This window comes from Amycolatopsis sp. CA-161197 (assembly GCF_050942255.1).
Taxonomy (GTDB): domain Bacteria; phylum Actinomycetota; class Actinomycetes; order Mycobacteriales; family Pseudonocardiaceae; genus Amycolatopsis.
Genome location: NZ_CP192059.1, coordinates 4,072,790 through 4,095,297 on the forward strand (window position 1 = coordinate 4,072,790; position 22,508 = coordinate 4,095,297).

The window sequence follows — 22,508 nt, forward strand, 5'->3', positions numbered from 1 at the left end:
CTCCCCGGCCTCCGGTGATCACCCGGCCGGGGGTGGGTGTTCGGCGAGCCATGCGGCCGCGCGGCGCGCGGAGGCGCGCGAGAGCCACGCCTCCTGCACCACCTCCGCCAGCTCGCCCCGGCTGAGTTCGCCGAGGCGGCACGCCCGCGCCAGCACCGAAAGGTGGCCGCGGAAGTGCGGGGTGGTGAAAAACGGCGTGGCCTCGTCCTGCACGAGCGCTTCTTTGTCGGCGTCCGACGGGACCCAGAAGACGATCACCTCGGGGTAGCGCTCACCCGTGTCCGGGTCGAAGGCGTCCGAGCGCGGGTTGCGGAAGAAGACGAACGACTTGCCGCCGACCTGGTACACGGGCTTGCCTTCCGAGCCCGGCCAGATCTTGACGTGCGGCATCGCGAGCGCGAGCTCGTGCACGTCCTCGACGCACGCGGGACGGTCGTTGTCCGGCATCGGTCGAGTGTAGGGGCCGGGTCGCGCCGACGCGACGATCGCGGCACTCCGGGCGGTGTCCACTTCGGACACCGCCGTGACGGCCGTCGAGCTCGGCCGGGGTCGAGCCCGTGCGGGCACTCCGGGTCGACGCGGCCCGCTGGGTTCAGCGCCGGCGCCGCGAAACGCGCCGGGCGGTGCGCCGCGAGGTGCGGCGGGCGATCCTGCGGGATCCGAACATGGTCTGCCTCCTGTCTCAGGTGCGGCTGGGGGTGGCTGTTTCGAAGGAATGCAGCTGCTTCGCTTCCTCCGCGCTGACCAGGCCGATGGCGACGAGGTCGAGCGGGCTGATGAAGCCGTCGGAGATGCGGAACCCGCCCGCCTCGGCGATGGCGTCGCGCAAGGGGATGGCCCAGCGGTGTTCCAGCAGCACGAGGGCGGCGGCCGAGCCGTCCGGGATCTCCGACAACACGTCCCAGGCGTCTTCGTCGGAGAACACGTCGATGCCTTCTGCGGCCTCCTCGGCACCCGCGAGGGCGCCGGCCTCCATGCCTTCCTCGCCGTCGATCCCGAGCCCGATCAGCGCGCCGACCTTGCTGCCGAGCTCGACGGCTTCTTCGTCACTGATGTTGCTCAGGTGGGCGACCTCGATCCCGCCGTCGGAATCCTTGTGCACGGCCAGCGCGTCGACCACGTTGACGGTGCCGCTCTCCCTCAGCCGTTCGAGCTCCGCGATGACCGCGCCGTGGAAGTCCGGGTCCGGAAATCCCAGTACGACGAGCTGGATGGGTCCGATCGTCATGAGTCTGCCTCCGTTCTGCGTCCCTCAAGGCGAGCATCTGGGGGCGGGTCGCGGACGGCCTCATCTGCGGGAGGTGAGCTTGCCCCGCGCGTCAGATCTCGAGCGCCCAGCGGACGTAGGGCCGCTTGGCCGTGAACCCCGCTCTCGCGAAGATCCCGGACACGCCCTCGGGGCTCGCCGAGTCCACGTCCGCGTCGGCCCGATCGAAGCCGTGCTCGGCGGCCGCCCGCAGCGCGTGTCCGAGCAGCGCGGTGGCGACGCCCCGGTTGCGGTACGCGGGGATCGTCCCGATGGCCAAGAAATGCACGCCGCGGACGCCGGTGACCGCCGCGTCGGCTTCCCAGTGGTTGGCCACGAGCATGCCCGCCGCGGTGCCGTTCGCCGGGTCGCGGAGCAGGAAACTGGCCTCGGGCCGCAGGGTGTGGTTGGCGATCTTGTTCCGCCAGTTGTCCGCGGGCGACGGAGCCGGGTTCCAGTGGTCCGCGTACGCCTTGTTGCGGGTCACGCGGAAGTCCTCGTCGCTGTCCTCGGACCACGGTTCGATCCGCAGCCCGCCGGGGATCGCCGGTTCGGGGAGCGCGGTACCGAGCGGGCGCTCCATGCGCTGGAAGTACCGGACGGGTGCGAAGCCCCGCGGGGCCAGGACTTCGGCCAGGCCGTCGATGTGGCCGGACTTGTGGACGTCGATCGCGAGCGGCAGCGCCGGGTGGTGCAGCGCGTGCAGCGTTTTCGCCGCCGCCACCCCGGCTTCGACGAGCGCGGCGCCGATTCCGCGGCGCCGGTGGTCCGGGTGCACGCCGCCGTCGAGGAACACGCGGTGGACCTCTGCCGCGTGCCGCTTGTAGCGGATCTTCATGTACCCGACCATCACGTCGCGGTCGAAGGCCGCGAGGCTCGCGCGCGCCAGATCCGCGTACGGGTCGACCAGCTCCTGGAGGGTGTCCTGCGCGGTGTAGTTCTCGCCGATCCGGTCGACGGTCTCCATCGCGTTGAGCAGATCGGCCGCCGCCTGGGCGTCGTCGCGGGTGAGCGGCCGCCAGGTGAGAGACGTGGTGTCCATGCGCCCGAAGCTATTCACCCCGTGGGTGGGCTGTCGCTTCGTTTTCGGCAAAACGATCGCGGCCGGCCGCACGTCCTGCACGCGCGATGCCGGCCTGACGCAAGGGAAAGGCCCGCGGCGGCACCCAAGCCAGAACCGGTGCCGCCGGGCCCGCGCCCGAGATCAAGCCGACTTCTCCGCCTCGTGCCGGGCCTTCGCCTCCTCCAGGGCCTGGCCCTGCCGGCTGTGCAGCTCGGCTCGCAGCTTCTTCGCCTGCGCCTCGGTCGCGGCGAGGCGGTCGAGGCGCTGCTGGAAGTGCGGGGCGACGGCTTCGGCGAACAGCTCGTAGTGCCGCGCCGTGGCGGCCGGCGTCGCCCACTCGTGCGCCATCATCAGGTACGAGCCGAAGCCGCCCTTCGACTGCGCTTCGAGGGTGCCGATCTGGCGGATCGCGTCGTCCGGGGTGCCGATCACGCCGATGCCGCTGGCGTTGATCCAGTCGACGCGCTCGGTGAAGGTCGCGCCGCCGGGTTCGAAGTGGGGGACGGCGGCGACGTGCTGCAGGTAGTTGCACCAGTCGTCGAGGCCGTGCTCGACCTCGGCGTAGGCCTGTTCCTTCGTCTCGGCCAGGTGCATCGGCCCGACGAGCCGCCAGCCGTCGCGGTTCATCGTGGTGCCGAACTGCGTGGCGCGTTCCTCGGCGACGTCCCAGTGCTGGGCCAGCAGGTCGAGGTCGCCGGTCAGGGTCGCGCCGATCGACAGGAGGCTGAGGCCGTGCTTGCCGGCGATGCGCGGCCCCGACGGCGACGCGATCGCGGCGACGCCGACCTCCAGCCCGCCCTGGGTGAAGGGCCGCAGCTGGCACAGCGCGTCGCGCAGCTGGTAGCGCTCGGTCTTGACCGTGACGGGTTCGGCGCCGTTGAGCAGCTGCATCAGCGCGTCGGTGTCCTCCTCCAGCGCGCCGCGCTGGCTGAGGGGGTCGAGCCCGATCATGGACGCGTCGGTCGGCAGCGAGCCCGGGCCGAGGCCGAGCATGAACCGGCCGCGCGTGAGGTGGTCGAGCAGGATCGCGCGGTCGGCCACCCACAACGGGTTGTGGTAGGGCAGCGAGAGCACGCCAGTGCCGAGCTTGATCGTCTTCGTCTGCGCCGCGACGTGGGCGATGAAGATCTCCGGGCTCGCGATGAGCTCGACGCCGCAGGAGTGGTGCTCGCCGATCCACGCCTCGTCGTAGCCCAGCCGGTCGAGCAGCTTGATCGTCTCGATGTCGCGAGCCAAAGCCGCCACCGGGCTCTTGATCGGTGAGGCGTGGAACGGGGCCATGAAGACGCCGAAACGCATGAGTCCTCCTTGACTTCGCCGGCCGGGTGATCGACGGTAACGCCGGCGCGGCGCGCCACACCGGGCTCGCGGCGGAACCGTTCAAAAGATGAACACCCCGCCCGTTCGGGGGCTGGCAGCGCGCTCCACCGGTGCTGCACACTCGGGTTTCCCGGCGACGAAGCCAGGAGAGGAGCCGCCCGTGCCCGCCTCGGACGTCTGGCAGCAGTTCCTCGAGGCCGATCGCCGCGGGGCGGCGCGCCCGGAGATCGAGGAGTCGTGGGTCCGGTCGCGGCAGTCGGGCGTCGATCCCGAGCGGCTCGACCTCGCGCCCGCCGAGTTCGACCCCGAAACCCTGCTCGTCGCGGTCGGCAGCCGCGTCATCCCCGGCACGGCCGATCTGCTCGTGGGCGACGCCGCGTCGGTCGCGCTGGTCGACCCGCGCGGCACGCTGACCTGGCGCTGGGAGTCCGATCCCGCGTTGCGGCGCGACCTGCAGCAGGTGGAGGTCGAGCCCGGGCACCGCTACGTCGAGGACGGCGTCGGCACCTGCGGGGTCGGGCTGTCGATGGCGGTGCGGTCCGCGTCGATGGTGGTCGGGGCCGAGCACTACAAGCAGGCCTGGCACCCCTACACGTGCGCGACCGCGCCGATCGTCGACCCGACCACGCGGCTGCTGCTCGGTTCGGTCAACGTGTGCTGCCGCGCCGAGCACACCAACCGCTTCGTGATGGCCGCCGTCGTCGCGTTCGCCGAGCGCCTGCGTTCGGCGTTGCGGGACGCGGCCACGCCCCGGCAGCGCCGGCTCGTCGACGCGCACATGACGTTCCGCTCCCTGCCCGGCACCACCGTGATCACGCTCGACGGCGAGATCATGATCAGCGACGGCGGTCCCGCCGTGACCCTGCCCGACCGTGCGACGCTGTGGGCGATGCTCCGCGAAGCCGGCCCCTCGGCCACGCACCTGCCGCTGGGCGACGGCCGCGTCGCCACCGTCCGCCCCGTCACCCCGGGCCGCTTCGAGGACGGCTGTGTCCTGATTTTCAGCGCGGTTTCGGTGTCGGAGCACGAAAATCCGCTCCAGAACGCGGAAGCCGAGATCATCCGTGAGGTCCTCGTCGCCTGCCGCGGCAACAAGACCGCGGCGGCGCACCGGCTCGGGATGGCGCGCGGCACCTTGTACAAGCGCATCCGCCGCTACGGCCTGGGCGACTGAGCTTCACTGCTGCGCGTGCTTCGGCAGGAACCGGACCAGCAGCAGCACCAGCACGTAGACACCGGCGCAGAGGCCGAACACCAGCTCGGCGGCAGACAGGTACGACGCGGCCGACGGCGGCCCGACGCGGGCGAAGAACACGGTGCCGAGCGCGGCGACGCCGAGGGCGCCGGCGAACTGCTGGGCCGCGTTGAGCACTCCGGCGCCGGTGCCGACCTCTTCGGTGGTCGCGTCGCCGAGGACGAAGTCGAACAGCGGCACGAACAGCAGCCCGGAACCGAGTCCGGTCACGAGCAGTGCCGGGGCCAGCTGCCACCCGGTGATGCCCGCGCCCCAGTGGGCGATCGACCACCGGAGACCGAGCAGGCCGACGATCGCGATGGCCAGTCCCGCGTGGAGGTTCGCTCGCCCGAGCTTCGCGGCGAGCACGGCGCCCGACAGCAGTGTGGCGACCGCGGTGCCGACGGCCCACGGGATCAGCGCGAAACCGGTCCGCAACGGTGACCAGCCCAAGCCGGACTGCAGCAGCAGGTTGAGCACCAGGACGAACGCGCTCAGCGCGGCGTAGAACCCGCCGACGATCACCAGGCCCACCACGAAGCTGCGCCTGCGGAACAACGACGGCGCGATGACCGGGTGCGCGCTGCGGCGTTCGGACACCACGAACAGCCCGAAGGCCACCAGGCCGGCGGCGATCATCACGTAGGTCCACGCGGGCCAGCCGAGGTCACGGCCCTGGATGAGCGGCACGATCAGCAGCGCCGAACCGGCGGTGAGCAGGCCGACGCCACGCACGTCCAGGCGCGCGGTGCGGTCTTCGCCGCTGTGGCGGGGGAGGACCCACCAGGCGAGCGCGTCGGCGAGAACGCCGAACGGGACGTTGACCGGGAAGATCGAGCGCCACTCACCGCCGAACAGGTCCAGGTGCAGCAGCCAGCCGGCCAGCACAGGGCCGGCGACGGTGGCCAGGCCCATGATCGGGCCGAACGGCATGAGCGCCTTGCGCAGGTGCTCGGGCGGGAAGACGATCTTCACCAGCGCCAGGCCCTGCGGGATCATCACCGAGCCGAACAGACCCTGGACCACCCGGGCGGCGATGAGGAACCCGGCACCGGGCGCGAATCCACAGGCCAGCGACGCGACGGTGAAGCCGGCCATGCCCAGCAGGAACAGCCGGCGGCGGCCGAGCAGGTCACCGAGGCGGCCCGAGGTGATCAGGCCGAGCGCGAACGCCGCGGTGTAGGCCGAGAGCACCCACTGCAGCGTCATCGGCCCGCCGCCGAGATCGGCGCGGATCGACGGCCCGGCCAGGTTGGCGACGCTCGTGTCGACGAGATCCATCAGCTCCGCGACGACCACGACGACCAGCACCAGCCAGGCTCGGCGGAGGGGTAGCGAGGCCGTTGCCGACCCGGCTGACGAACTAAGTTCGGTAGTCACGAACAAAGTTCTAAATGACGAACTAAGTTCGTGTCAAGGTAGGGTGGTGCTCATGCCCGCCGCTTCCCGCCGTGCTCAGCGCTCCGCGTCTGCCGCTTCCCGCAAACCGCCCATCACCGCCGAGCGGATCACGGACGCGGCCCTGCAGGTCGTCGCCACCGAGGGCTACGACGCGCTGACCATCCGCCGCGTCACGGCCGTGCTGGGCACCGGGCCGTCGTCGCTCTACGCCCACATCACCACGAAAACCGACCTCGACGACCTGCTCATCGGCCGGCTCTGCTCGGAGATCTCGCTGCCCGAGCCGGACCCCGCGCGGTGGCGGCAGCAGATCCACGACGTCTACGCCCAGCTGCGCGACCGCTACCTCCAGTACCCCGGCGTGTCCCGCGCGGCGCTCGCCCTCGTCCCCACCCATCCGGAGACCCTGCGCGTCAGCGAGGGCATCCTGGGCCTCCTGCTCGCCGGCGGCGTCCCCGCACAGACCGCCGCGTGGGCCCTGGACTCACTCACGCTGTACGTCACCGCGTACGCCTGGGAACGCTCACTGGTCCACCAACGCCAGAAGAACCCGGACGACGCCTGGGTGCTCAGCCGGGAGGATCTGGTCGAGCGGCTGGGCGCGCTGCCGGCCGAGCGGTTCCCGCACACCCGCCGGCACGCGGCCGAGCTGACGTCGGGCTCGGGTCACGAGCGGTTCGAGTTCACGCTGTCGCTGATGCTGGACAACCTCACCACTTCTTGATCACTGGTCGCGAAGCGGTGAGGTTGTCGAGCCGGACCGGGTTCACAGCGGTCAGCCGTGCGGGTCGTCGACTTTCAGCTGTTCTCCGGTCGTCGCCACGAACACCACCAGCAGTTTCGCCGGTTCGGTCGCGCTGACGTTGTCCGTGGACACGTGGTGCGCGCCGGGCTGTTCGGTCCAGTTGTCGCCCTGGTGGTAGGTGCGGGCGGGCTGGCCTTCGAGCTGGCTGCGGATGGTGCCTTCGAGTACGTAGGCGTAGACGAAGGCGTCGCCGTGGCGGTGCGGGGCCGCGCTGGCGGACGGGGGGAAGGTGACGATCGACGAGGTGAACGTCTTCCCCGGGATGTTCGGGAGGGCCTGGGCGAGGAGCGGGGTGAGGGTCTCGGCCGGATGACCGGAAGCCGAGACCGGAGCCGAAACAGAAGCCGGAGCCGAAACAGGAGCGGCCGGCGGGGACTGCGTGGCGGACGAGCAGCCGGCGACCGCCACCGCGGTGAGCAGGAGGCCGCCGGCGACCCGCGGGCGGATCACTTCGCCACCTGGATGATCGTCTTGCCCGGAGTCCGCTGGCGGCGGGCGAAGGCGTCCGCCGTCTCGGCGAGCGGGCGTACGGTGCTGACGATCGGCTTGAGCCGTCCGTCGCGGACGCGCTGGGCGAGGTCCGCCAGGCGCAGGCGGTCCGGTTCCACCACGAAGAAGACGGCGCGCCCGTCGGCCGGCTGGACCTCGGGCGGGGCGGCGATGGTGACGACGGTGCCGCCGGGGCGCAGCAGCTTCGTCGAGCGCTCGAGGACCTCGCCGCCGATGACGTCGAGGATGACGTCGGCCGGGCCGGCCGACTCGAAGGAGGCGGTGTCCACAAAGGAGTGCGCGCCGAGGCCGAGCACGAAGTCGCGGTCGGCGGGGCGGCCGGTGCCGATCACCTGGGCGCCCGCCTCGTGGGCGAGCTGCACGGCGATGGACCCGACACCGCCGGCGGCGCCGTGGATCAGCACGGTCTGGCCGGCGGACAGCGAAGCGTGGTCGAACAGCGCCTGCCACGCCGTGAGCCCCGAGATCGGCAGCGCCGCGGCCACGGTGTGGTCGATGTCCGCGGCGAGCGGCGCGAGGTTGCGGGCCTCGACGGCGGTGTACTCGGCCAGGGCGCCGTCGCGCAGCCAGTCGGTGAGGCCGAACACGCGCTGCCCGACGCTCAGGCCGGTGGTGCCGTACCCGAGCTCGGCGACGACGCCGGACAGCTCGTGCCCGGGCACGCTCGGCGTGCGGTCGCGCCCGGCGCGGTCGGTCCAGGTGCCGGGCCAGTCGAGCTCGCCCGGGGTGAAGCCGGCGGCGTGGACGCGCACGATGACGTCGTTCTCGGCGGCGTGCGGGTGGGGCACCTCGGCGAGCTTGAGGCCGGCGATGCCCGCGTTCTGGTCCTGTGCGGTGATGGCTTGCATGTCGGGTCCTTTCCGGACAATCACTCAGTGGTGTTGGGATGCGACGAGTTGGGCGACCCGCCGGGACGAAGAGGACTGCACGGCGGCGCTCACGGACAGCACCCCGACGAACGCGAGGTACGCGTAGCCCGTCGTCTCCAGCCCCCAGTACGGCTCCAACAGCCCGGCCGCGAGCGACGGGAGGCTCAGCGCCGCGTAGCTCACGACATACGCGGCGGAAAACACTTCCGAGCGTGTCTTCGTGGTGGTGGCCGCGCTGATCCCGCGCAGGGTTCCGGTGAACGTCAGGCCGACGCCCAGCCCGGCGATCACCGACCCGACGAGGAAGCCGGCCGCGGAGCCGAAGCCCAGCGCGCCGGCCAGCACCGCCGAGCCCACGACCAGTCCGACCGCGCCCATCAGCGTCGCGATCCGGGCCGAGTGCCGCGCCGCCCACAACCCGCCCGCGCTGTTGGCAAGGAACAGCACCGCGATGGCGAGGCCGCCCGCGGCGCCGAACCGCACGTGCAGGACGTCGGTCACCAGCGAAGGGGCGAGCGCCAGGAACAACCCGGTCAACGCCCACCCCGCGACGATGGCGGGCACCGCGCCGAGGAACGCCGGGCGCGTCTCGCGCGGCACGCGGACGCGCGGGCGCAGCGACGCCAGCACTCCGGGGCGCCGGCCGGCGGTCTCGGGGATGGCGAACACCAGCGCGGCGACGACCATGAACGCCACGGTGAGCACCGGGAAGACCACCGCGTCGGGGTGCGGGCCGGCCTGCACGAGCAGGCCCGTCAGCCCACCGCCGGCGGCGAGCCCGAAACTCGTCCCCACCGCGGTCATCATCGGGCCGCGGTGCGGGCGATCGGCGGGGGAGAGCTCGACCAGCCCGGCGGCCAGCGCGCCCGTCGCCATCCCGGTGGCGAGGCCCTGCACGATCCGGGCGGTCACGAGCGCGCCGACCCCGCCGGCCGCCCAGAAGATCGCCGTGCCGGCCGCGGCCACGAGGAGCGACGCGACCAGCACCGGCCGGCGCCCGACGTGGTCACTCAGTGAACCGACCGTCAACAGCGCGCCGACCAGGCCGGCGACGTACACGGCGAACACGACCGTCAGGATCGTCACCGAAAAGCCCCACCGCTGCAGGTACACCGGGTAGATCGGCGAGGGCGCGCTCGTCGACGCCATGAGGAGCACGTTGGCGAAGACGAGCAGAGCGAAGGAAGCCCCCCGGCTCAGGCTGTGTCGGTCGTCCATCTCGACGTCCGGGTCAGCTTGACCAGGGCGAGCCGGTGATGCGCTCGACCGTGGTCGTGCGGCGGAAATCGGGGATGAAGTGCTCCAGGATGTCGGAGTTCACCGTTCCGTTGGTGGTTTCCGGGCGGTGCTTCAGCGCGTCGACGAAGGTGCGCAGGAAATCGTTCTTGAAATCGCCGCGCGGGTGGAAGGCGAGGATTTCCTCGACCTGGGCGAGGTCCAGACCGTCGAAGCCGAAACCGAGCACGTCGGTGAGCACACCGAGGTGGGTCGTGGCGATTTCCGGGCCCATGCGCCCGGGGATTCCCGGCGTGGTGTGCAGGGCGATGGCCGTCCACACGGTGTCCGCGGCCTCGTGCGAGAAACCCCGGTCCAGCAGGAACTTGCGCCCGTGGTCGGCGCCGTCGACCTCGAAGCGCTGCTCCACGTCGGAGAACGGCGTGATGAGCCCGGTGTCGTGGAACATCGCGGCCAGGTAGAGCAGTTCCGGATCGGGTTTCACGCCGAGCCGCTGCGCGTGGAACTGGCTGAAGAAGTAAACCCGGCGGGAGTGGTGGTAGATGAGCGGGTTGGTCGTTTCCTGGATGAGGCGCGACGCCTCGGCGACCGCTTCCGTCTCCGGGATCTCCACACCCGCGATGATCTCTGACATGACTGCTGCGCTTCCGTTCTTTTCTCGACGGATTCTGTCCTTCTCCATGGTGCCGATCGAGGCGCCCGCGGTGCCGCCTTTGTCCGGCCAGGAACCACTCAGATCGGGACGCGCGGTTCAGCCGTCGACGGTGTGTGAATGCAGGAGTGCCGAGACGAAGGCGTCGGGCCGGGTCAGAAACGCCTCGTGGTCACCCGGAACGGTGATCGGCTCGACGCCGAGCCGGGCGGGGAACCGCGGGCACCACGCGTAATCGCCCGGGGGCATCGCCAGGTCGCATTCGCCGGCCAGGTAGCTGATCGGCAGGCCGAGCGTCGACAGCGCGGGGGCGTGCAGGGGCTGTTCGAAGTAGCTCATCGGCTGGGGGACGAGCAGTTCGTAGATCAGCTTCTGCGTCGGTTCGGGTGTGTCCTGGGCGAAGGCGCTCTGAAACACGGGGTAGGGCAGGACCACGGAATGGTTGCCCGACTCCTGCGCGAGCTGCCGGAAGAGCGCCGCGTGCCCCGGCGGGACGTCGTCCACGAGGGCCACGCCCTGCTCCGGCACGAACGCGCTGTGGAAAACGAGGCGGCGCACCCGGTGCGGAACCCGGTGGGCCGCACCGAAAACGGGGTAACCGCCCCAGCTGTGGGCGACCAGCGTGACGTCGGTCAGGTCGTGCGCTTCGAGGAAAGTCACGACGAAGTCCACTGTGTCCTCGAGCGTGAAACGCCGGGGATCGTCGCCGTCCGCGAGGCCCGGCAGCGTCAGGGCGACCACGTTGTGCCCCGCGGCGCGCAGCCGCTGGGCGACCGGCCGCCACGCCCACGCGCCGTGCCACGCGCCCGGAACCAGAACGTACGTCTCCACCATGGTTCGATTCACCTTCCTGTGGCTTCGTTGCCAGAGGGCTCGCGGCCCGTGCCGGACCTGCTTCTCGGTCGGGCCTGTGACGTAGGGAACGTAGCGAGCAGTTCCGTTACGGTCAAGTAGTGTAACGAAACTCGTTCGGCTCACTTTTGTGGTGACGGTGTGCTACCAATGCCCTGTGCGCCCGTCTCCCGCCTCCACGACCGCCCGGCCGGGTTCGCCTGAGCGCGTCGTGGCGATCCTGGTCTTCGACGGGGTGACGCTGCTGGACGTCGCGGGCCCGGCGGAGGTGTTCAAGGAGGCCAACCGGTTCGGTGCCCACTACCGGATCGTGCTCGTGTCGCCGACGGGCGAGGACGTGGTGTCGAACCTCGGGTTCAAGGTCGCGGTCGAGGGCTCCGTGCGCTCCGAGCCCGCGCCGGACACCTACCTCGTGGCCGGCTCGGACCTCTTCCCGAGCACACCCGTGCCGTGCGACCTGGCCGAAGCCGCCCGCGTTCCGGTCGACGGCGCCCGCCGCGTCGCCTCGATCTGCACGGGCGCGTTCGTCCTCGCCGCCGCAGGCCTGCTCGACGGCAAGCGCGCGACCACGCACTGGAAGGTCACCCACGAGCTCGCCTCCCGCTGCCCGACGTGCCGCGTGGAGCCCGACGCCATCTACGTCCGCGACGGCACCACCTACACCTCCGCCGGCGTCACCGCCGGCATCGACCTGGCCCTGGCCCTCGTCGAGGAGGACCACGGCCCCGACCTGACCCGCGACGTCGCCCGGTCGCTGGTCGTGTACCTGCAGCGCTCGGGCGGGCAGTCGCAGTTCTCGGCGCCGCTGCAGGGCCCGCCGCCGCGCTCCCCGGCCCTGCGCACCATCACCGACCTGGTCACGGCCAACCCCGGCGCCCGGCACTCGCTGGGCGACCTCGCCAAGCACCTGAACGTCAGCACCCGCCAGCTCACCCGCCTCTTCCACGACGAACTGGACACCACCCCGGCCCGCTACGTGGAGAACATCCGCTTCGACCTGGCCCGGGCCCTGCTCGACCAAGGCCACAACGCCACCCAGGCCGCGACCCTGGCCGGCTTCCCCAGCTACGAAGCTCTGCGGCGCGTGTTCGCGCGGAAGCTGTCCATCAGCCCGGCGGCTTACCAACGCCGGTTCAGCACGGCTCGGCGGGCCAACGCGGGGTAGTTCTTCGCGGCCGTCAGGGTCGGTTGGCAGCTCGACGTCGCGGCCGTCGTTCGCCGGGCCGACCCAGGCTCGCGGCGACGCGGGCCGGCTTGTGGCGAACGCCCGGCGTTCGCCGCTCGGGCGCTCGGCGTGCGTGTCGCTGAGTGAACACCTCAAGCCTGACCTGCGTGGGTGAGGTTTGGCCGCCCGCGGCAGGACGTCTGGCGTTGCCGGCTCGGCTTGCTGAGTTGCGGGTCGCAGTGCAGGTCCGCCGTGTCCGGCGAGGTTTCTGTCGTTCGTCAGGCTGGTCGCGACTGCCACGCGGCTCGCACTGTCTGCGGCGTGACCGGGGTTCGCCGCGGCGAGGCCGATCCGGCTCACCTGGGACGGGCGATGTTTCGCGGACCCGCGGCGAGCACCGTTGCGTCGTCCGCCTACGTCGGTGCGAGTGGCGTGCCGGCGTGGCGGGGCCGACGGCGGAGGAGGGCGGAGCATGGCGGACACGGCTACGCCTGCGTCGGCCGGCGGTACCTCGGACGGGACGGGCCGGGCGGATCAGCCGCGCGGGCAGGTGCAGCCGGGGCCGCCGACCCAACCCGGTCAGCCGAGCCAACCCGCTCAGCCGGGCGCTGCGGCGCGGCTTCGCTCACCCGCCTACCTGCGTCTGCTGGTGCTCGCCGCGATCATCGGGGTGCCCATCTCCGCGGCGGCGTACTTCTTCCTCCAGCTGGTCGGCGCCCTCCAGAGCTGGGTGTACACCGATCTGCCGCGCGCGCTCGGGTTCGGGGGGCCGCCGTGGTGGTGGCCGGTGCCGCCGTTGGTGCTGTGCGGGGTGCTGGTCGCGGTCGCGGTGCGGTACCTGCCCGGTGGGGGCGGCCATCCGCCCGTCTACGGGTTCACGCCCGGCCAGCAGCCGACGCCGATACAGCTGCCGGGCGTGCTGCTGGCCGCGTTGGCGACGCTCGGGCTGGGGGCGGTGCTCGGGCCCGAAGCGCCGCTGATCGCCCTCGGTGCCGGGCTCGGGGTGTGCGCGGTGCGGCTCGCCCGCCCGCATGCGCCGAAGCAGGTCGGTGCCGTGGTGGCGGCGACGGGGAGCTTCGCGGCGATCAGCGCGCTGCTCGGGTCGCCAATCCTGGGCGCGTTCCTGCTGATGGAGGCGTCCGGGCTGGCCGGTGCGACCATGGGGCTGGTGCTGCTGCCCGGTCTGCTGGCCGCCGGGATCGGCACGTTGCTCTTCATCGGCCTCGACTCGCTGACCGGCCTGGGCGCGGCGTCGCTGGCGTTGCCCGAGCTGCCGCCGTTCACCCACCCCGACCTCGCGCAGTTCGGCTGGGCGCTCGGCATCGGCGCGGCCGCGGCGGTGCTGGGCACGGGCATTCGCCGGCTGTCGCTGCTGCTGCACTCGCGCGTGGAGAACCACGTCCTGCTGCTGACCCCCGTGGCGGGCCTCGTGGTCGCGGGGCTCGCGATCGCCTACACCGCCGCGGGCGGCAGCCTGTCGGACGTCCTGTTCTCCGGCGAGACGGCGCTGCCGACGCTGCTGGAGACCAGCGCGGCGTACTCGGTTCCGATGCTGCTGCTCCTGCTGGCCTGCAAGGGACTCGCGTACGGCGTGACGCTGTCGGCATTCCGCGGCGGCCCGATCTTCCCGGCGATGTTCCTCGGCGCCGCGGGCGGCATCGCGCTGTCGCACCTGCCGGGGCTGCCGCTCGTCGCCGGGGTGGCGATGGGGATCGGCGCGATGTGCGTGGTCATGCTGCGCCTGCCGCTGACATCCGTCCTGCTCGCCACGCTGCTGCTTTCGTCCGACGGGCTGGCCGTGATGCCGCTGGTGATCGTGGCGGTGGTCGTGGCCCACGTGGTGGCCGCGTGGCTCGGCCCGCGCGAGGGTTCACTAGCCGGGGGTGATGAGGCGATGGCGCCCGCCGCGCCAGTCTCCAAGGGCCCTGAAACGGCTGCCCCGGGAGGAACCGGCATGGCTCAACGTCCGAACATCGTTCTCGTCCACGGCGCGTGGGCCGACGGTTCCAGCTGGAGCGCGGTGATCGAGCGCCTGCAGGCCGACGGCTTCCGGGTCACCGCGCCGCAGTTCGCGGAGGCGTCGCTGGCCGGCGACGTCGCGCGGCTGCGCCAGGTGCTGGCCCGCCAGGACGGCCCGACGATCGTCGCCGGACACTCGTACGGCGGTCAGATCATCACCGCGCTGGGGACCGACGCGCCGAACGTCGTCGGCCTGGTCTACGTGGCCGGGTTCGGCCTCGACGAGGGCGAGACGATCGGCAAGCTGCTGGAAAAGGGCCCCGTGAGCCCGGCGCTGGCGCACCTCGACGTCGACAAGCAGGGCTTCGCGTGGCTGCCCGAGGACGACTTCGTGAACCACTTCGCCGCCGACGTCGACCCGGTGAAGGCACGGGTCATGTTCGCCGTGCAGCAGCCGCTCGCATTCTCGGCCCTCGAAGAGGTGATGGGTGCCCCGGCGTGGAAGTCGCACCCGGCGTGGTTCCTGGTGGCCGAGGGCGACCAGGCGATCCCGCCCGACGCTCAGCGGCAGTTCGCCGCGCGCATGAAGGCCACGACCGTCGAGGTCGCGACGAACCACGTCGCGATGGTCTCCCACCCCGACGACGTGCTGCGGCTCATCGCGAGCGCGGTCCAGGCCGTGCGGTGACGAGTGTGCCGGCGCCTTGGCCGCCGCCGCGCTGCCGGTGATGCGGTACGGGCTGACGACGTGCTTCGTGTGGGTCGGGGTGCTGAAGTTCCAGGACTACGAGATCGAGAACGCGGAGCCCCTCGTCACCGCGAGCCCGCTCACCGCGTGGCCGCGGAAGAAGTGGGGCGCCCGCAACCTCGGCCGGGTCATCGGGACCACGCAGATCGTGCTGGGTTCCCTGATCGCGGCGAAGCCGCTCGTGCCCCGTGCGTTCGCCGCCGGCAGTCTCGGGGCCGCGGCGATGATGGTCGGCACGCTCAGTTTCCTCGTCACCACACCGGAAGCGTGGCGCGAGGGGCACCGGATGTCGCAGCTGTCCGTGCTCGGCGAGGCCCTCCTGAAGGACGGGGTGCTGCTCGGCGCCTCCCTTCTGACCGCCGCGGACTCGCTGAGCGCCGCCGACCATTCGTAGGTTCAGGCCCGGTGCACGGCCTCGAGGATGACTCGGGTGACGACGTCGGGATGCGTGATGAACGACAGGTGGCCCGAGTCGACCACCGTCGTGCGCGCCTTCATCCGGGCGGCCACGAAGCGCTGGAGCTCGGGTGACGTCGTGCGGTCGGCCGTGGTGATCACGTAGCTGCTCGGCTTGGTTTCCCAGGCGGCGACGGTGGTTTTGGTCGCGAAGAGATCCTGCGCGACGCGGCCCTGGACGGCGTAGAGGACCCGCGCCTGGGCGGTGGGGACGCCGTTGGCGAAGTCGTTGAGGAACGCGTCTTCGGTCAGGTGGCCGAAACCGTTCTGGTACACCAGGCCCGCACTGGCCGGCGCGGCCGGGAACCGCGCGGTGAGCGCGGGGTAGTCCTCGCCGGCCCTCGGCGCCTGCGCGGACAGGTAGACGAGCGAGTCGACGGCGGGGTGGTCACCGGCCTGGCTGATCACCGAACCGCCGTAGGAGTGGCCCACGAGGACGGTCCGGCCGCTCTGCAGGTCGAGCTCACGCCGCGTCGCGGCCACGTCGTCGTCGAGCGAGGTCAACGGATTCTGCACCGACGTGACCGTGATCCCGGCGGCTTGCAGCCGCGGGATCACCTCCGCCCAGCACGACCCGTCGGCGTACGCGCCGTGGACGAGCACGACGGACCGCCGCGCCACGGGCCGCGTGACCGCGCCCGCCGAACCCGGCACGGCGAGCGCGACCCCGGCGGCGCCCAGCGCAGCGATGCCCGCGAAGGACCGCCGGGTCAGTCTCGCCGGGGATCCCGTGGCGCCCGGATTCTCGGGATGGTGCGGTTCTGTGCGGTTCATGGTTGAGAACTCCCCTTGTCGGCGGTAGATACCGTCTGTCCACTGTGGCCCAAACGGCGTCCGGCCATGATCACGTTACGCCGCGGCCCAGGGCCCAGCTGGAGGCTTTCGGGTAAGGACTGTCCCTTGACAAGGGGGACTCAATCGACCTCGGCGGTCGGATGCCAGACGCCGAACCACTGCTCGGCGCCGAACTCTTCGAACTTCTCGACCTCGGTGAACCCCAGCTTCGCCGCGAGCCGCATCGAGCGCTCGTTGGCGGTCCGGGTGCAGAGCACCACCGGTTCGCCGGCTCCTGCGAACCAGCCGAGCACCGCCGTGCACGCCTCTTCGGCGTACCCGAATCCCCACGCGCGCGGCAGGAACAGGTAGCCGATCTCGGTCGTCTCGGCGCCGGGCCGGAACCGGCCCGGACGCGCCGCGTCGCGCCGGTCGAGCGTGATCATGCCGATCGTCTCCCCGTCGAGTTCGACCACGAAGAAACCGAAGCGCCGCCCGGGCACCTCGGGCGCGGTGCGTTCGAGCTCGTCGCGCGATTGCGGGCCGCCGAGGTAGGTCCCGACCTCGGGTGAGGCGAGCAGTTCGATCACGGCCGCGCGGTCGCGCGCCTCGGACTGGCGGAGCACGAGCCGCGCCGTCCTGATCGGGGCGGGGGGCCAGGAGGTCATGAAGCGCAACCTATCGCGGGACCACGACAGCTGCGGCTTGCGCTCGGACGGCTTCGGTGATGCCCCACTTCGGCGGGAACCACGGAGCCGGCATCGGGTCGCCGTTGCGGTGGTACTGCTGCTTGATGCGGGTCCGTCCGGAGATGCCGGGGACGGCCGGGTGCGCGACGCGGGCGTATTTGTCGACTTCGCAGAACAGGTTCTGGCAGTCGACGCGGTGCAGGCGGCGGCCGCCCAGGGACGCGAAGCGCAGGCCGAGCCGAGCGAAGTGGGCTTCTTGCGTGTCGGACATGTACGCGATCACCGCGTCCTCGATGCCGTGGGCGGCGGGGCCGAAGCACTTGCGGATGCCGTCGCGCGCGCCCGGGCCGGCGACGACGAAGTCGTTTTCCGAGAAGTCCAGCACGGCCGTGTAGTTGAGGTCGATCGAGAACTGGAACGCCAGGAAGTCGCCGAGCCCCGGGTAGGCGCGCAGCAGCGCGAACACGTTCGCCAGGCCGTGGGCGTCCTGGAGCTTCTCGGCGAGGCCGTCGTGGATCATCGTCTCGGCGAGCAGCAGGTGGTCGTGGTGCTTGCGGGTGCCGCCCAGCCGGGGTGGCGGGATGATGTAGGCAGGGGAGTACAGCGCGTGCCGGGCCGCGTCGAGGACCGCGCGGGCCGCCGCCGGCTGCCACGACGCCCACGTGACGGTGCCGAGCTCGGCCTCCAGCAGGCGCCAGGTGTCGATCTTGTTGAAGAACTTGAACAGCAGCATCCGGAAGACCACGTCGCGCGGCTTTTGCGGGCCGCCGTAACCCACGTCGTGGATGGCGAACTGGCTCACCCGGTCCGCCGCGCGGTAGCAGTTCGTGAACCGGTGGCGGGCGAGGATCGGATCACTCGGCGCAGTCCCGTTGTCGCGCAGCCGCGCGAAGTACGCCTCCTGGCGCGCGGCGGCGAAACGCCAGTACGTGTCGAAAACCGGGCTCGGCCGCAGCCTCCGGCCCGCGACGGTGATGTCCGGAATGGACTCACTCACCGCGGCCGGGCTCCGGATTTCCCGGCGACGTCAGGTACGCCAGCGCCATCTCGGCCGTTTCGGCCGCCCACGCGCGCCACGTCAGGTCGTCCGGCCAGAACCGGCCGGACGCGGCGCGGTGCACGCACGACCCGATGATCGTCCGCGCCGCCATCCGGAGGGCGAGCGCGCCGTCCGGGCGGCGGACCTCGCCGAGACAGGCTTCGGCGGCGTCGACGAACGTCCCCTGGATCGCGGCCATCGCCTGGAGCCCGCGGTCGCGGCCCTCGGCACGCTGGGCGTCGAGCAACTCGGGGAAGACCCGGCCGTGGCGGGTGAACGTCTGCGCCAGCGCCTCGGTGAACGCGGCGACGGCCCCGCGAAGCCCGGGCGCCGGCGAGCGAAGCGCCTCGACGACGGTGGTTTCCAGCCGGCCGAGCAGGTCGTCCTTCACCGCGTACAGCAGCTGGTCCTTGCCCGCGAACCGGCGGTAGATCGCGCCGACCGACAGCCCCGCCCGATCGGCAACCGCACCGACGGTGAACTCCTCGATGCCCCCGTCGGCGAGCACCTGCTCGGCCGCGGCCAGCACCTTCTGCAGGGACTCCCGGCTGCGCGCCTGCTGGGGCGGGCGGAACCCCGGCTCGACGGATCGCTGACTCACCGGCCGCACGTTACCCCGCACCTCGGGGCACCCGGCCGGCGCCCGGATGAGAATGATAACTTCCATTCGCATTCGAGACGAGGAGGTGCGGCGGCATGGTGAGCATCGAGGTGACGGGTGCCTCCGTCGACTTCCCGATCTTCGACGCCAAGACGCGCTCGCTGAAGAAGCAGGTGCTCGGCAAGGTCGGCGGCAAGATCGCCACCGCTGCGAACGTCCCGGTCATCGAGGCGCTGCGGGACATCACGCTGTCCCTGGGCGACGGTGACCGCGTCGGCCTGGTGGGGCACAACGGCGCCGGCAAGTCGACGCTCCTGCGATTGCTCTCGGGCATCTACGAGCCGACCCGCGGCAGCACACGTGTCGTCGGGCGGATCGCGCCGGTGTTCGACCTCGGGGTGGGCCTGGATCCCGAGGTCTCCGGCCGCGAGAACATCCTGATCCGCGGCCTCTTCCTCGGCATGAGCCGCCGGCAGATGGAGCGCCGGCTCGACGACATCGCGGAGTTCACCGAGCTCGGCGACTACCTCCACCTGCCGCTGCGCACCTACTCCGCCGGCATGCGTGTCCGGCTCGCGCTCGGCGTGGTGACCACCATCGACCCCGAGATCCTCATCCTCGACGAGGGCCTCGGTGCCATCGACGCGGCGTTCCTGGAAAAAGCCCGCGGCCGCCTCGTCGACCTCGCCCGCCGGTCCGGCGCGCTGGTGTTCGCGTCCCACGCCGACGACCTGCTGCGCGAGCTGTGCACCACCGCCCTCTGGCTGGACGAGGGCCGCATCCGCGCGCACGGCTCGCTCGACGAAGTTCTCGCCGAATACAAGACACGCGGCGCGTGAGTCAACAGGCCTCGAGGACGAAGAACAGGAAACAGAGGAACGCGTGCCGGTCCCCGAATTCCTCGGGGAACCGCTCGCGCGCGCCGGGCGCCGGGTACGGCTCGCTGATCACGGCCGTGCGGAAGCCGGCGGCGGTGAAGGCGTCGGTCATGGCATGCAGGGGCCGGTGCCAGTACGTGAGCGTGGCCTTCTTCCCGGCGAAGTCGTACTCCTCCGACCACTCGGTGAGCCCGAAGTAGCTCGACTCGGGGTGGAGCAGCTTGAAGATGATCGGGTGGTTGACGGCCAGGATCAGGCGGCCGCCGGGTTTCAGGACGCGCCGCAGCTCGGCCAGGGGAGCGGACCAGTCCTTGAGGTAGTGCAGCACCAGCGACACGACGGCGTCGTCGAACTCCGCGTCGGGATACGGCAGGGGCCGGCTCAGGTCGCCGACCGCAGGTCCGCTGAGGCGCCGAGCCGCTGCCGCGCGAGTTCGACCATCTTGGCGCTGGCGTCGAAGCCCCTCACCTCGGCGCCGCGTTCGCGCAGCGCGGCGGAGACGGGGCCGGCCCCGCAGCCCGCGTCGAGGATCCGCCGGCCGGCCACGTCCCCGGCCAGGTCCAGGATCGCGGGCCGCGCGTAGTAGGCGTTGATGAGGTTGGTCTCGTTCTCGGCCGTGTAAGCCTCGGCGAAACCGTCGTAGTCGTTGGTGACGTGCGCAGGCATGCGCCCATCCAACCCAGCTCGTGATCGTCACCCAACCGACCTAACGCGGCGGGCCGGCCAGGCTCCCGCCGATGACGTCGGCCAGTCCCTGCAGCTGAGCGGTCAGTTCGCGCCGCTCCCGTGGCGAATACCGCGACAGCGCCTCGAACTGCCGGGCGCGCAGCTCGGTGCGCAGGGCCAGGAGGCGGTTCGCGCCGTCGGCGGTGAGGCGGATGAGGACCTTCCGCTCGTCGTCCGGGGCTCGGTGGCGGGTGATCAGGCCCTTCGCCTCGAGCTGCTGGAGCATGCGGGTCGCGGTGGGGACGCTGACCTCGGCGCCCGCCGCGAGGCGGCTGACGGGCAGCCCGGCGGTGTTGGCGGCGTCGGCCAGGGGGTCGAGCAGGGCGAGCTGGGCCATCGACAGGCCGCCGGCGGCGCGGTCGCCGATGGCCGTGCGGGAGCGGCGCATGGCGTAGAACAGCCGGTCGGCGGCCTGGGCCAGGGCCTCCACGTCGTCGATCACACGCTTGTCCTTCGGCGTCATGGTTGTTAGCTTACTAAATAAATATACTTAGCAAGCTAACAGAGCTAACAGAGGTGACAGCCATGACCGCCCGCATCGACGTCCACCAGCACGTCGTCCCGCCGCTCTGGGCCGAGGCGCTCGCCGAACGCGGTCTCGACTCCGGCGGCTGGGCGATCCCCGGCTGGAGCGCCGGCGACGCCGTCGCGATGATGGACCGCCAGGGCATCGCCACAGGCGTGCTGTCCGTCACGGCGCCCGGCACGCACTTCGGTGACGACGCCGAGGCGCGCACGCTGTCGCGCGCGGTGAACGAGTACTGCGCCGAGCTCGTCAAGGACCGGCCGGACTGCTTCGGTCACTTCGCCGGCGTCCCGCTGCCCGACGTCGACGGGGCCGTCGCGGAGGCCGTCCACGCCCTGGACACGCTGCGCGCCGACGGCGTCATCCTGATGTCCAATGTGGAGGGTTGCTACCTCGGCGACCCCGGTTTCGCGCCACTGTGGGAAGAACTGGACCGGCGGCGCGCCGTCGTCTTCGTCCACCCGGCACAGCCGCCGATGCCGCTGCTGGCCGGCACACCGGCGCCGTTGGCGGACTACGTCTTCGACACCACGCGAGCCGCGCTCGACCTGGTGCTCACGGGCACGCTCGGGCGCTTCCCGGACGTCCGCGTGATCCTCTCTCACGGCGGCGGGTTCCTGCCGTACGCGGCCTACCGGTTCTCCGGGCTGACGTCGACCGTCGTGGACACCACACGCGACGCCGACGACGTGATCCGCGAGCTCAAGCGCTTCTACTTCGACACGGCCCTCTCGGCCAGCCCGAGCGCGCTGCCCGCGCTGCTGGAGTTCGCCGAACCGGGGCACGTCCTCTACGGCAGCGACTGGCCGTTCGCGCCGGAACAGGCCGGCGCGTACTACAACCGGTACCTGGAGCAGTACCCGCGCTTCGCGGAGGGCGAGGGCGACGCGATCGACCGCGGCAACGCGGAGGTTCTCTTCCCGCGCCTGGCCTGCTGATCCGGCGGGACGACGGAGGCGGGTCCGCCGGTCAGGTCAGCCCGCGGCGGTGAGGGTGGTCACCTCGAGCCACTTGCGACGGTCGAGCAGGAGGTCGATGTCGGCCCACACGGCCTGCTCGACCTCGCGCCGGCTCGCCGGCGGAGTGCGCTCGATTTCCTGGTAGAGCAAGGTGATGTGCTGGTCGACCGCGGACAGGTCCGGGCAGAGGTACGACGTGCCGGTGTGCCCGGTCACCGTGGTGAGGTCCTCGGGTTCGGAGCGCCCGGCGGACCGCTCAGTGAATTTCATGAAACCCAGCGTCGCAGCGGCGCCGCCCGTGCACATTGCCGCCAGCGGCCGTTGCGGGCCCGGTGCTGCCGGGAATACGTCGATACCGGCCAGCCGGTAACGTCCGTACCGGCTGGCCGGTATCGGGCGGGTACGGCTGCCCGCCACCGGCACCGGTGTCGCGCAGGCGCCGGAGTCATTTCGCGGGCGGCGTCATTTCGCGGCCGCGGCGGCGGATCGCCGGCCGGTGCGCCGCGTGGCCACCGCGCGGGCCGGTTTCCCGGTCGACCACTTCAGCTCCACTTCCAGCTCCACCTCACGGCCGTCGATCTCGATCTCCACCTCGATTTCCACCTCGTCGGGCACATTCACCTTCACGGTGCTGGCGCCGAGCGCGAGCTCCACCTTGCCCCCGGCCGCCAGCGCGGCGGCGAGCGCGGCGAGCCGCTCGGCGGCGTCCTCGCGCGAAAGCTTCTCCTCGCGCTTGACCTCGACGTCGGACATGGCTGGCTCCTTCGCTCGCTGCCGTTGCCGCGAACAGCACCAGCCGC

At 71.6% G+C, this 22,508-nt stretch carries 24 protein-coding genes and 1 pseudogene; 7 read left to right on the forward strand and 18 right to left on the reverse strand.

Annotated elements, in window-relative coordinates; genetic code table 11:
- Positions 1–18: 18 nt before the first annotated feature.
- The 4 genes from ACQPXB_RS19470 to ACQPXB_RS19485 all read right to left on the reverse strand — a co-directional run bounded on the left by ACQPXB_RS19470 (position 19) and on the right by ACQPXB_RS19485 (position 3,608).
- Positions 19–447, reverse strand: coding sequence for an MmcQ/YjbR family DNA-binding protein (locus ACQPXB_RS19470; protein WP_432854132.1), 429 nt, complete (start codon positions 445–447; stop codon positions 19–21).
- Positions 448–682: 235 nt separating this feature from the next.
- Complete coding sequence (locus tag ACQPXB_RS19475) at positions 683–1,228, reverse strand: hypothetical protein (protein ID WP_432854135.1); 546 nt, start codon at positions 1,226–1,228, stop codon at positions 683–685.
- A gap of 91 nt (positions 1,229–1,319) precedes the next feature.
- A complete protein-coding gene (locus ACQPXB_RS19480; RefSeq protein ID WP_432854138.1) occupies positions 1,320–2,288 on the reverse strand; it encodes a GNAT family N-acetyltransferase in 969 nt (322 codons plus the stop codon).
- Between the two features lie 162 nt (positions 2,289–2,450).
- Positions 2,451–3,608: an LLM class flavin-dependent oxidoreductase gene (locus ACQPXB_RS19485; protein WP_432854141.1), complete on the reverse strand. Its 1,158-nt coding sequence runs from the start codon at positions 3,606–3,608 to the stop codon at positions 2,451–2,453.
- 181 nt (positions 3,609–3,789) lie between these two features.
- On the opposite strand from ACQPXB_RS19485, the gene ACQPXB_RS19490 reads away from it, so the two are divergent.
- Positions 3,790–4,803, forward strand: coding sequence for a helix-turn-helix domain-containing protein (locus tag ACQPXB_RS19490; protein ID WP_432854144.1), 1,014 nt, complete (start codon positions 3,790–3,792; stop codon positions 4,801–4,803).
- Between the two features lie 3 nt (positions 4,804–4,806).
- Here ACQPXB_RS19490 and ACQPXB_RS19495 read toward each other — a convergent pair whose 3' ends face one another.
- Positions 4,807–6,174 carry an MFS transporter gene (locus ACQPXB_RS19495; protein WP_432854147.1) on the reverse strand — a complete coding sequence of 456 codons (1,368 nt, stop codon included), beginning with the start codon at positions 6,172–6,174 and terminating at the stop codon, positions 4,807–4,809.
- A gap of 121 nt (positions 6,175–6,295) precedes the next feature.
- On the opposite strand from ACQPXB_RS19495, the gene ACQPXB_RS19500 reads away from it, so the two are divergent.
- On the forward strand, positions 6,296–6,988 hold the full coding sequence (locus tag ACQPXB_RS19500; protein ID WP_432854150.1) for a TetR/AcrR family transcriptional regulator: 693 nt from the start codon (positions 6,296–6,298) through the stop codon (positions 6,986–6,988).
- A gap of 51 nt (positions 6,989–7,039) precedes the next feature.
- Here ACQPXB_RS19500 and ACQPXB_RS19505 read toward each other — a convergent pair whose 3' ends face one another.
- The 5 genes from ACQPXB_RS19505 to ACQPXB_RS19525 all read right to left on the reverse strand — a co-directional run bounded on the left by ACQPXB_RS19505 (position 7,040) and on the right by ACQPXB_RS19525 (position 11,170).
- Positions 7,040–7,519 (reverse strand): cupin domain-containing protein, encoded by a 480-nt coding sequence (locus ACQPXB_RS19505; protein ID WP_432854153.1) that lies wholly within the window; start codon positions 7,517–7,519, stop codon positions 7,040–7,042.
- Positions 7,516–8,427 (reverse strand): NADP-dependent oxidoreductase, encoded by a 912-nt coding sequence (locus ACQPXB_RS19510; RefSeq protein WP_432854156.1) that lies wholly within the window; start codon positions 8,425–8,427, stop codon positions 7,516–7,518. The genes ACQPXB_RS19505 and ACQPXB_RS19510 overlap by 4 nt, the downstream gene beginning before the upstream one ends.
- 24 nt (positions 8,428–8,451) lie before the next feature.
- Complete coding sequence (locus ACQPXB_RS19515; protein ID WP_366578640.1) at positions 8,452–9,666, reverse strand: MFS transporter; 1,215 nt, start codon at positions 9,664–9,666, stop codon at positions 8,452–8,454.
- A gap of 13 nt (positions 9,667–9,679) precedes the next feature.
- Positions 9,680–10,318: an HD domain-containing protein gene (locus tag ACQPXB_RS19520; protein WP_432854159.1), complete on the reverse strand. Its 639-nt coding sequence runs from the start codon at positions 10,316–10,318 to the stop codon at positions 9,680–9,682.
- Between the two features lie 117 nt (positions 10,319–10,435).
- On the reverse strand, positions 10,436–11,170 hold the full coding sequence (locus ACQPXB_RS19525; protein WP_432854162.1) for an alpha/beta fold hydrolase: 735 nt from the start codon (positions 11,168–11,170) through the stop codon (positions 10,436–10,438).
- Between the two features lie 175 nt (positions 11,171–11,345).
- Between ACQPXB_RS19525 and ACQPXB_RS19530 the strand changes: the two genes are divergently transcribed.
- The 3 genes from ACQPXB_RS19530 (at position 11,346) to ACQPXB_RS19540 (ending at position 15,454) form a co-directional block, all read left to right on the forward strand.
- Positions 11,346–12,353: a GlxA family transcriptional regulator gene (locus tag ACQPXB_RS19530; protein ID WP_432854165.1), complete on the forward strand. Its 1,008-nt coding sequence runs from the start codon at positions 11,346–11,348 to the stop codon at positions 12,351–12,353.
- Between the two features lie 472 nt (positions 12,354–12,825).
- Positions 12,826–15,000 (forward strand): alpha/beta fold hydrolase, encoded by a 2,175-nt coding sequence (locus tag ACQPXB_RS19535; protein ID WP_432854168.1) that lies wholly within the window; start codon positions 12,826–12,828, stop codon positions 14,998–15,000.
- A gap of 16 nt (positions 15,001–15,016) precedes the next feature.
- Positions 15,017–15,454 carry a DUF417 family protein gene (locus ACQPXB_RS19540; RefSeq protein WP_432854171.1) on the forward strand — a complete coding sequence of 146 codons (438 nt, stop codon included), beginning with the start codon at positions 15,017–15,019 and terminating at the stop codon, positions 15,452–15,454.
- Positions 15,455–15,456: 2 nt separating this feature from the next.
- On the opposite strand, the gene ACQPXB_RS19545 is transcribed toward ACQPXB_RS19540, so the two are convergent.
- From ACQPXB_RS19545 to ACQPXB_RS19560, 4 genes are all read right to left on the reverse strand, one after another.
- Positions 15,457–16,290: an alpha/beta fold hydrolase gene (locus ACQPXB_RS19545; protein WP_432854174.1), complete on the reverse strand. Its 834-nt coding sequence runs from the start codon at positions 16,288–16,290 to the stop codon at positions 15,457–15,459.
- Between the two features lie 140 nt (positions 16,291–16,430).
- A complete protein-coding gene (locus ACQPXB_RS19550) occupies positions 16,431–16,958 on the reverse strand; it encodes a GNAT family N-acetyltransferase (protein ID WP_432854177.1) in 528 nt (175 codons plus the stop codon).
- A 10-nt stretch (positions 16,959–16,968) separates the two neighbouring features.
- Complete coding sequence (locus ACQPXB_RS19555) at positions 16,969–17,976, reverse strand: nucleotide kinase domain-containing protein (RefSeq protein ID WP_432854180.1); 1,008 nt, start codon at positions 17,974–17,976, stop codon at positions 16,969–16,971.
- Positions 17,969–18,619: a TetR/AcrR family transcriptional regulator gene (locus ACQPXB_RS19560; protein WP_432854183.1), complete on the reverse strand. Its 651-nt coding sequence runs from the start codon at positions 18,617–18,619 to the stop codon at positions 17,969–17,971. The genes ACQPXB_RS19555 and ACQPXB_RS19560 overlap by 8 nt, the downstream gene beginning before the upstream one ends.
- Positions 18,620–18,714: 95 nt before the next feature.
- Here ACQPXB_RS19560 and wzt point away from each other — a divergent pair, with 95 nt between their 5' ends.
- Positions 18,715–19,458 carry a galactan export ABC transporter ATP-binding subunit Wzt/RfbE gene (gene wzt, locus ACQPXB_RS19565; RefSeq protein ID WP_432854186.1) on the forward strand — a complete coding sequence of 248 codons (744 nt, stop codon included), beginning with the start codon at positions 18,715–18,717 and terminating at the stop codon, positions 19,456–19,458.
- 1 nt (position 19,459) lies between these two features.
- Here wzt and ACQPXB_RS19570 read toward each other — a convergent pair.
- Positions 19,460–20,163: pseudogene (locus ACQPXB_RS19570) on the reverse strand (methyltransferase domain-containing protein).
- 40 nt (positions 20,164–20,203) lie between these two features.
- On the reverse strand, positions 20,204–20,686 hold the full coding sequence (locus tag ACQPXB_RS19575) for a MarR family winged helix-turn-helix transcriptional regulator (protein ID WP_432854189.1): 483 nt from the start codon (positions 20,684–20,686) through the stop codon (positions 20,204–20,206).
- A gap of 62 nt (positions 20,687–20,748) precedes the next feature.
- Here ACQPXB_RS19575 and ACQPXB_RS19580 point away from each other — a divergent pair, with 62 nt between their 5' ends.
- Positions 20,749–21,687, forward strand: a complete 939-nt coding sequence (locus ACQPXB_RS19580) for an amidohydrolase family protein (protein ID WP_432854192.1) — start codon at positions 20,749–20,751, stop codon at positions 21,685–21,687.
- 36 nt (positions 21,688–21,723) lie between these two features.
- Here the strand turns inward: ACQPXB_RS19580 and ACQPXB_RS19585 are convergent, their stop codons facing one another.
- Both ACQPXB_RS19585 and ACQPXB_RS19590 read right to left on the reverse strand, forming a co-directional pair.
- Positions 21,724–21,978, reverse strand: coding sequence for a hypothetical protein (locus tag ACQPXB_RS19585; protein ID WP_366581655.1), 255 nt, complete (start codon positions 21,976–21,978; stop codon positions 21,724–21,726).
- A gap of 192 nt (positions 21,979–22,170) precedes the next feature.
- Positions 22,171–22,461 carry an amphi-Trp domain-containing protein gene (locus ACQPXB_RS19590; RefSeq protein ID WP_432854195.1) on the reverse strand — a complete coding sequence of 97 codons (291 nt, stop codon included), beginning with the start codon at positions 22,459–22,461 and terminating at the stop codon, positions 22,171–22,173.
- Positions 22,462–22,508: the final 47 nt, after the last annotated feature.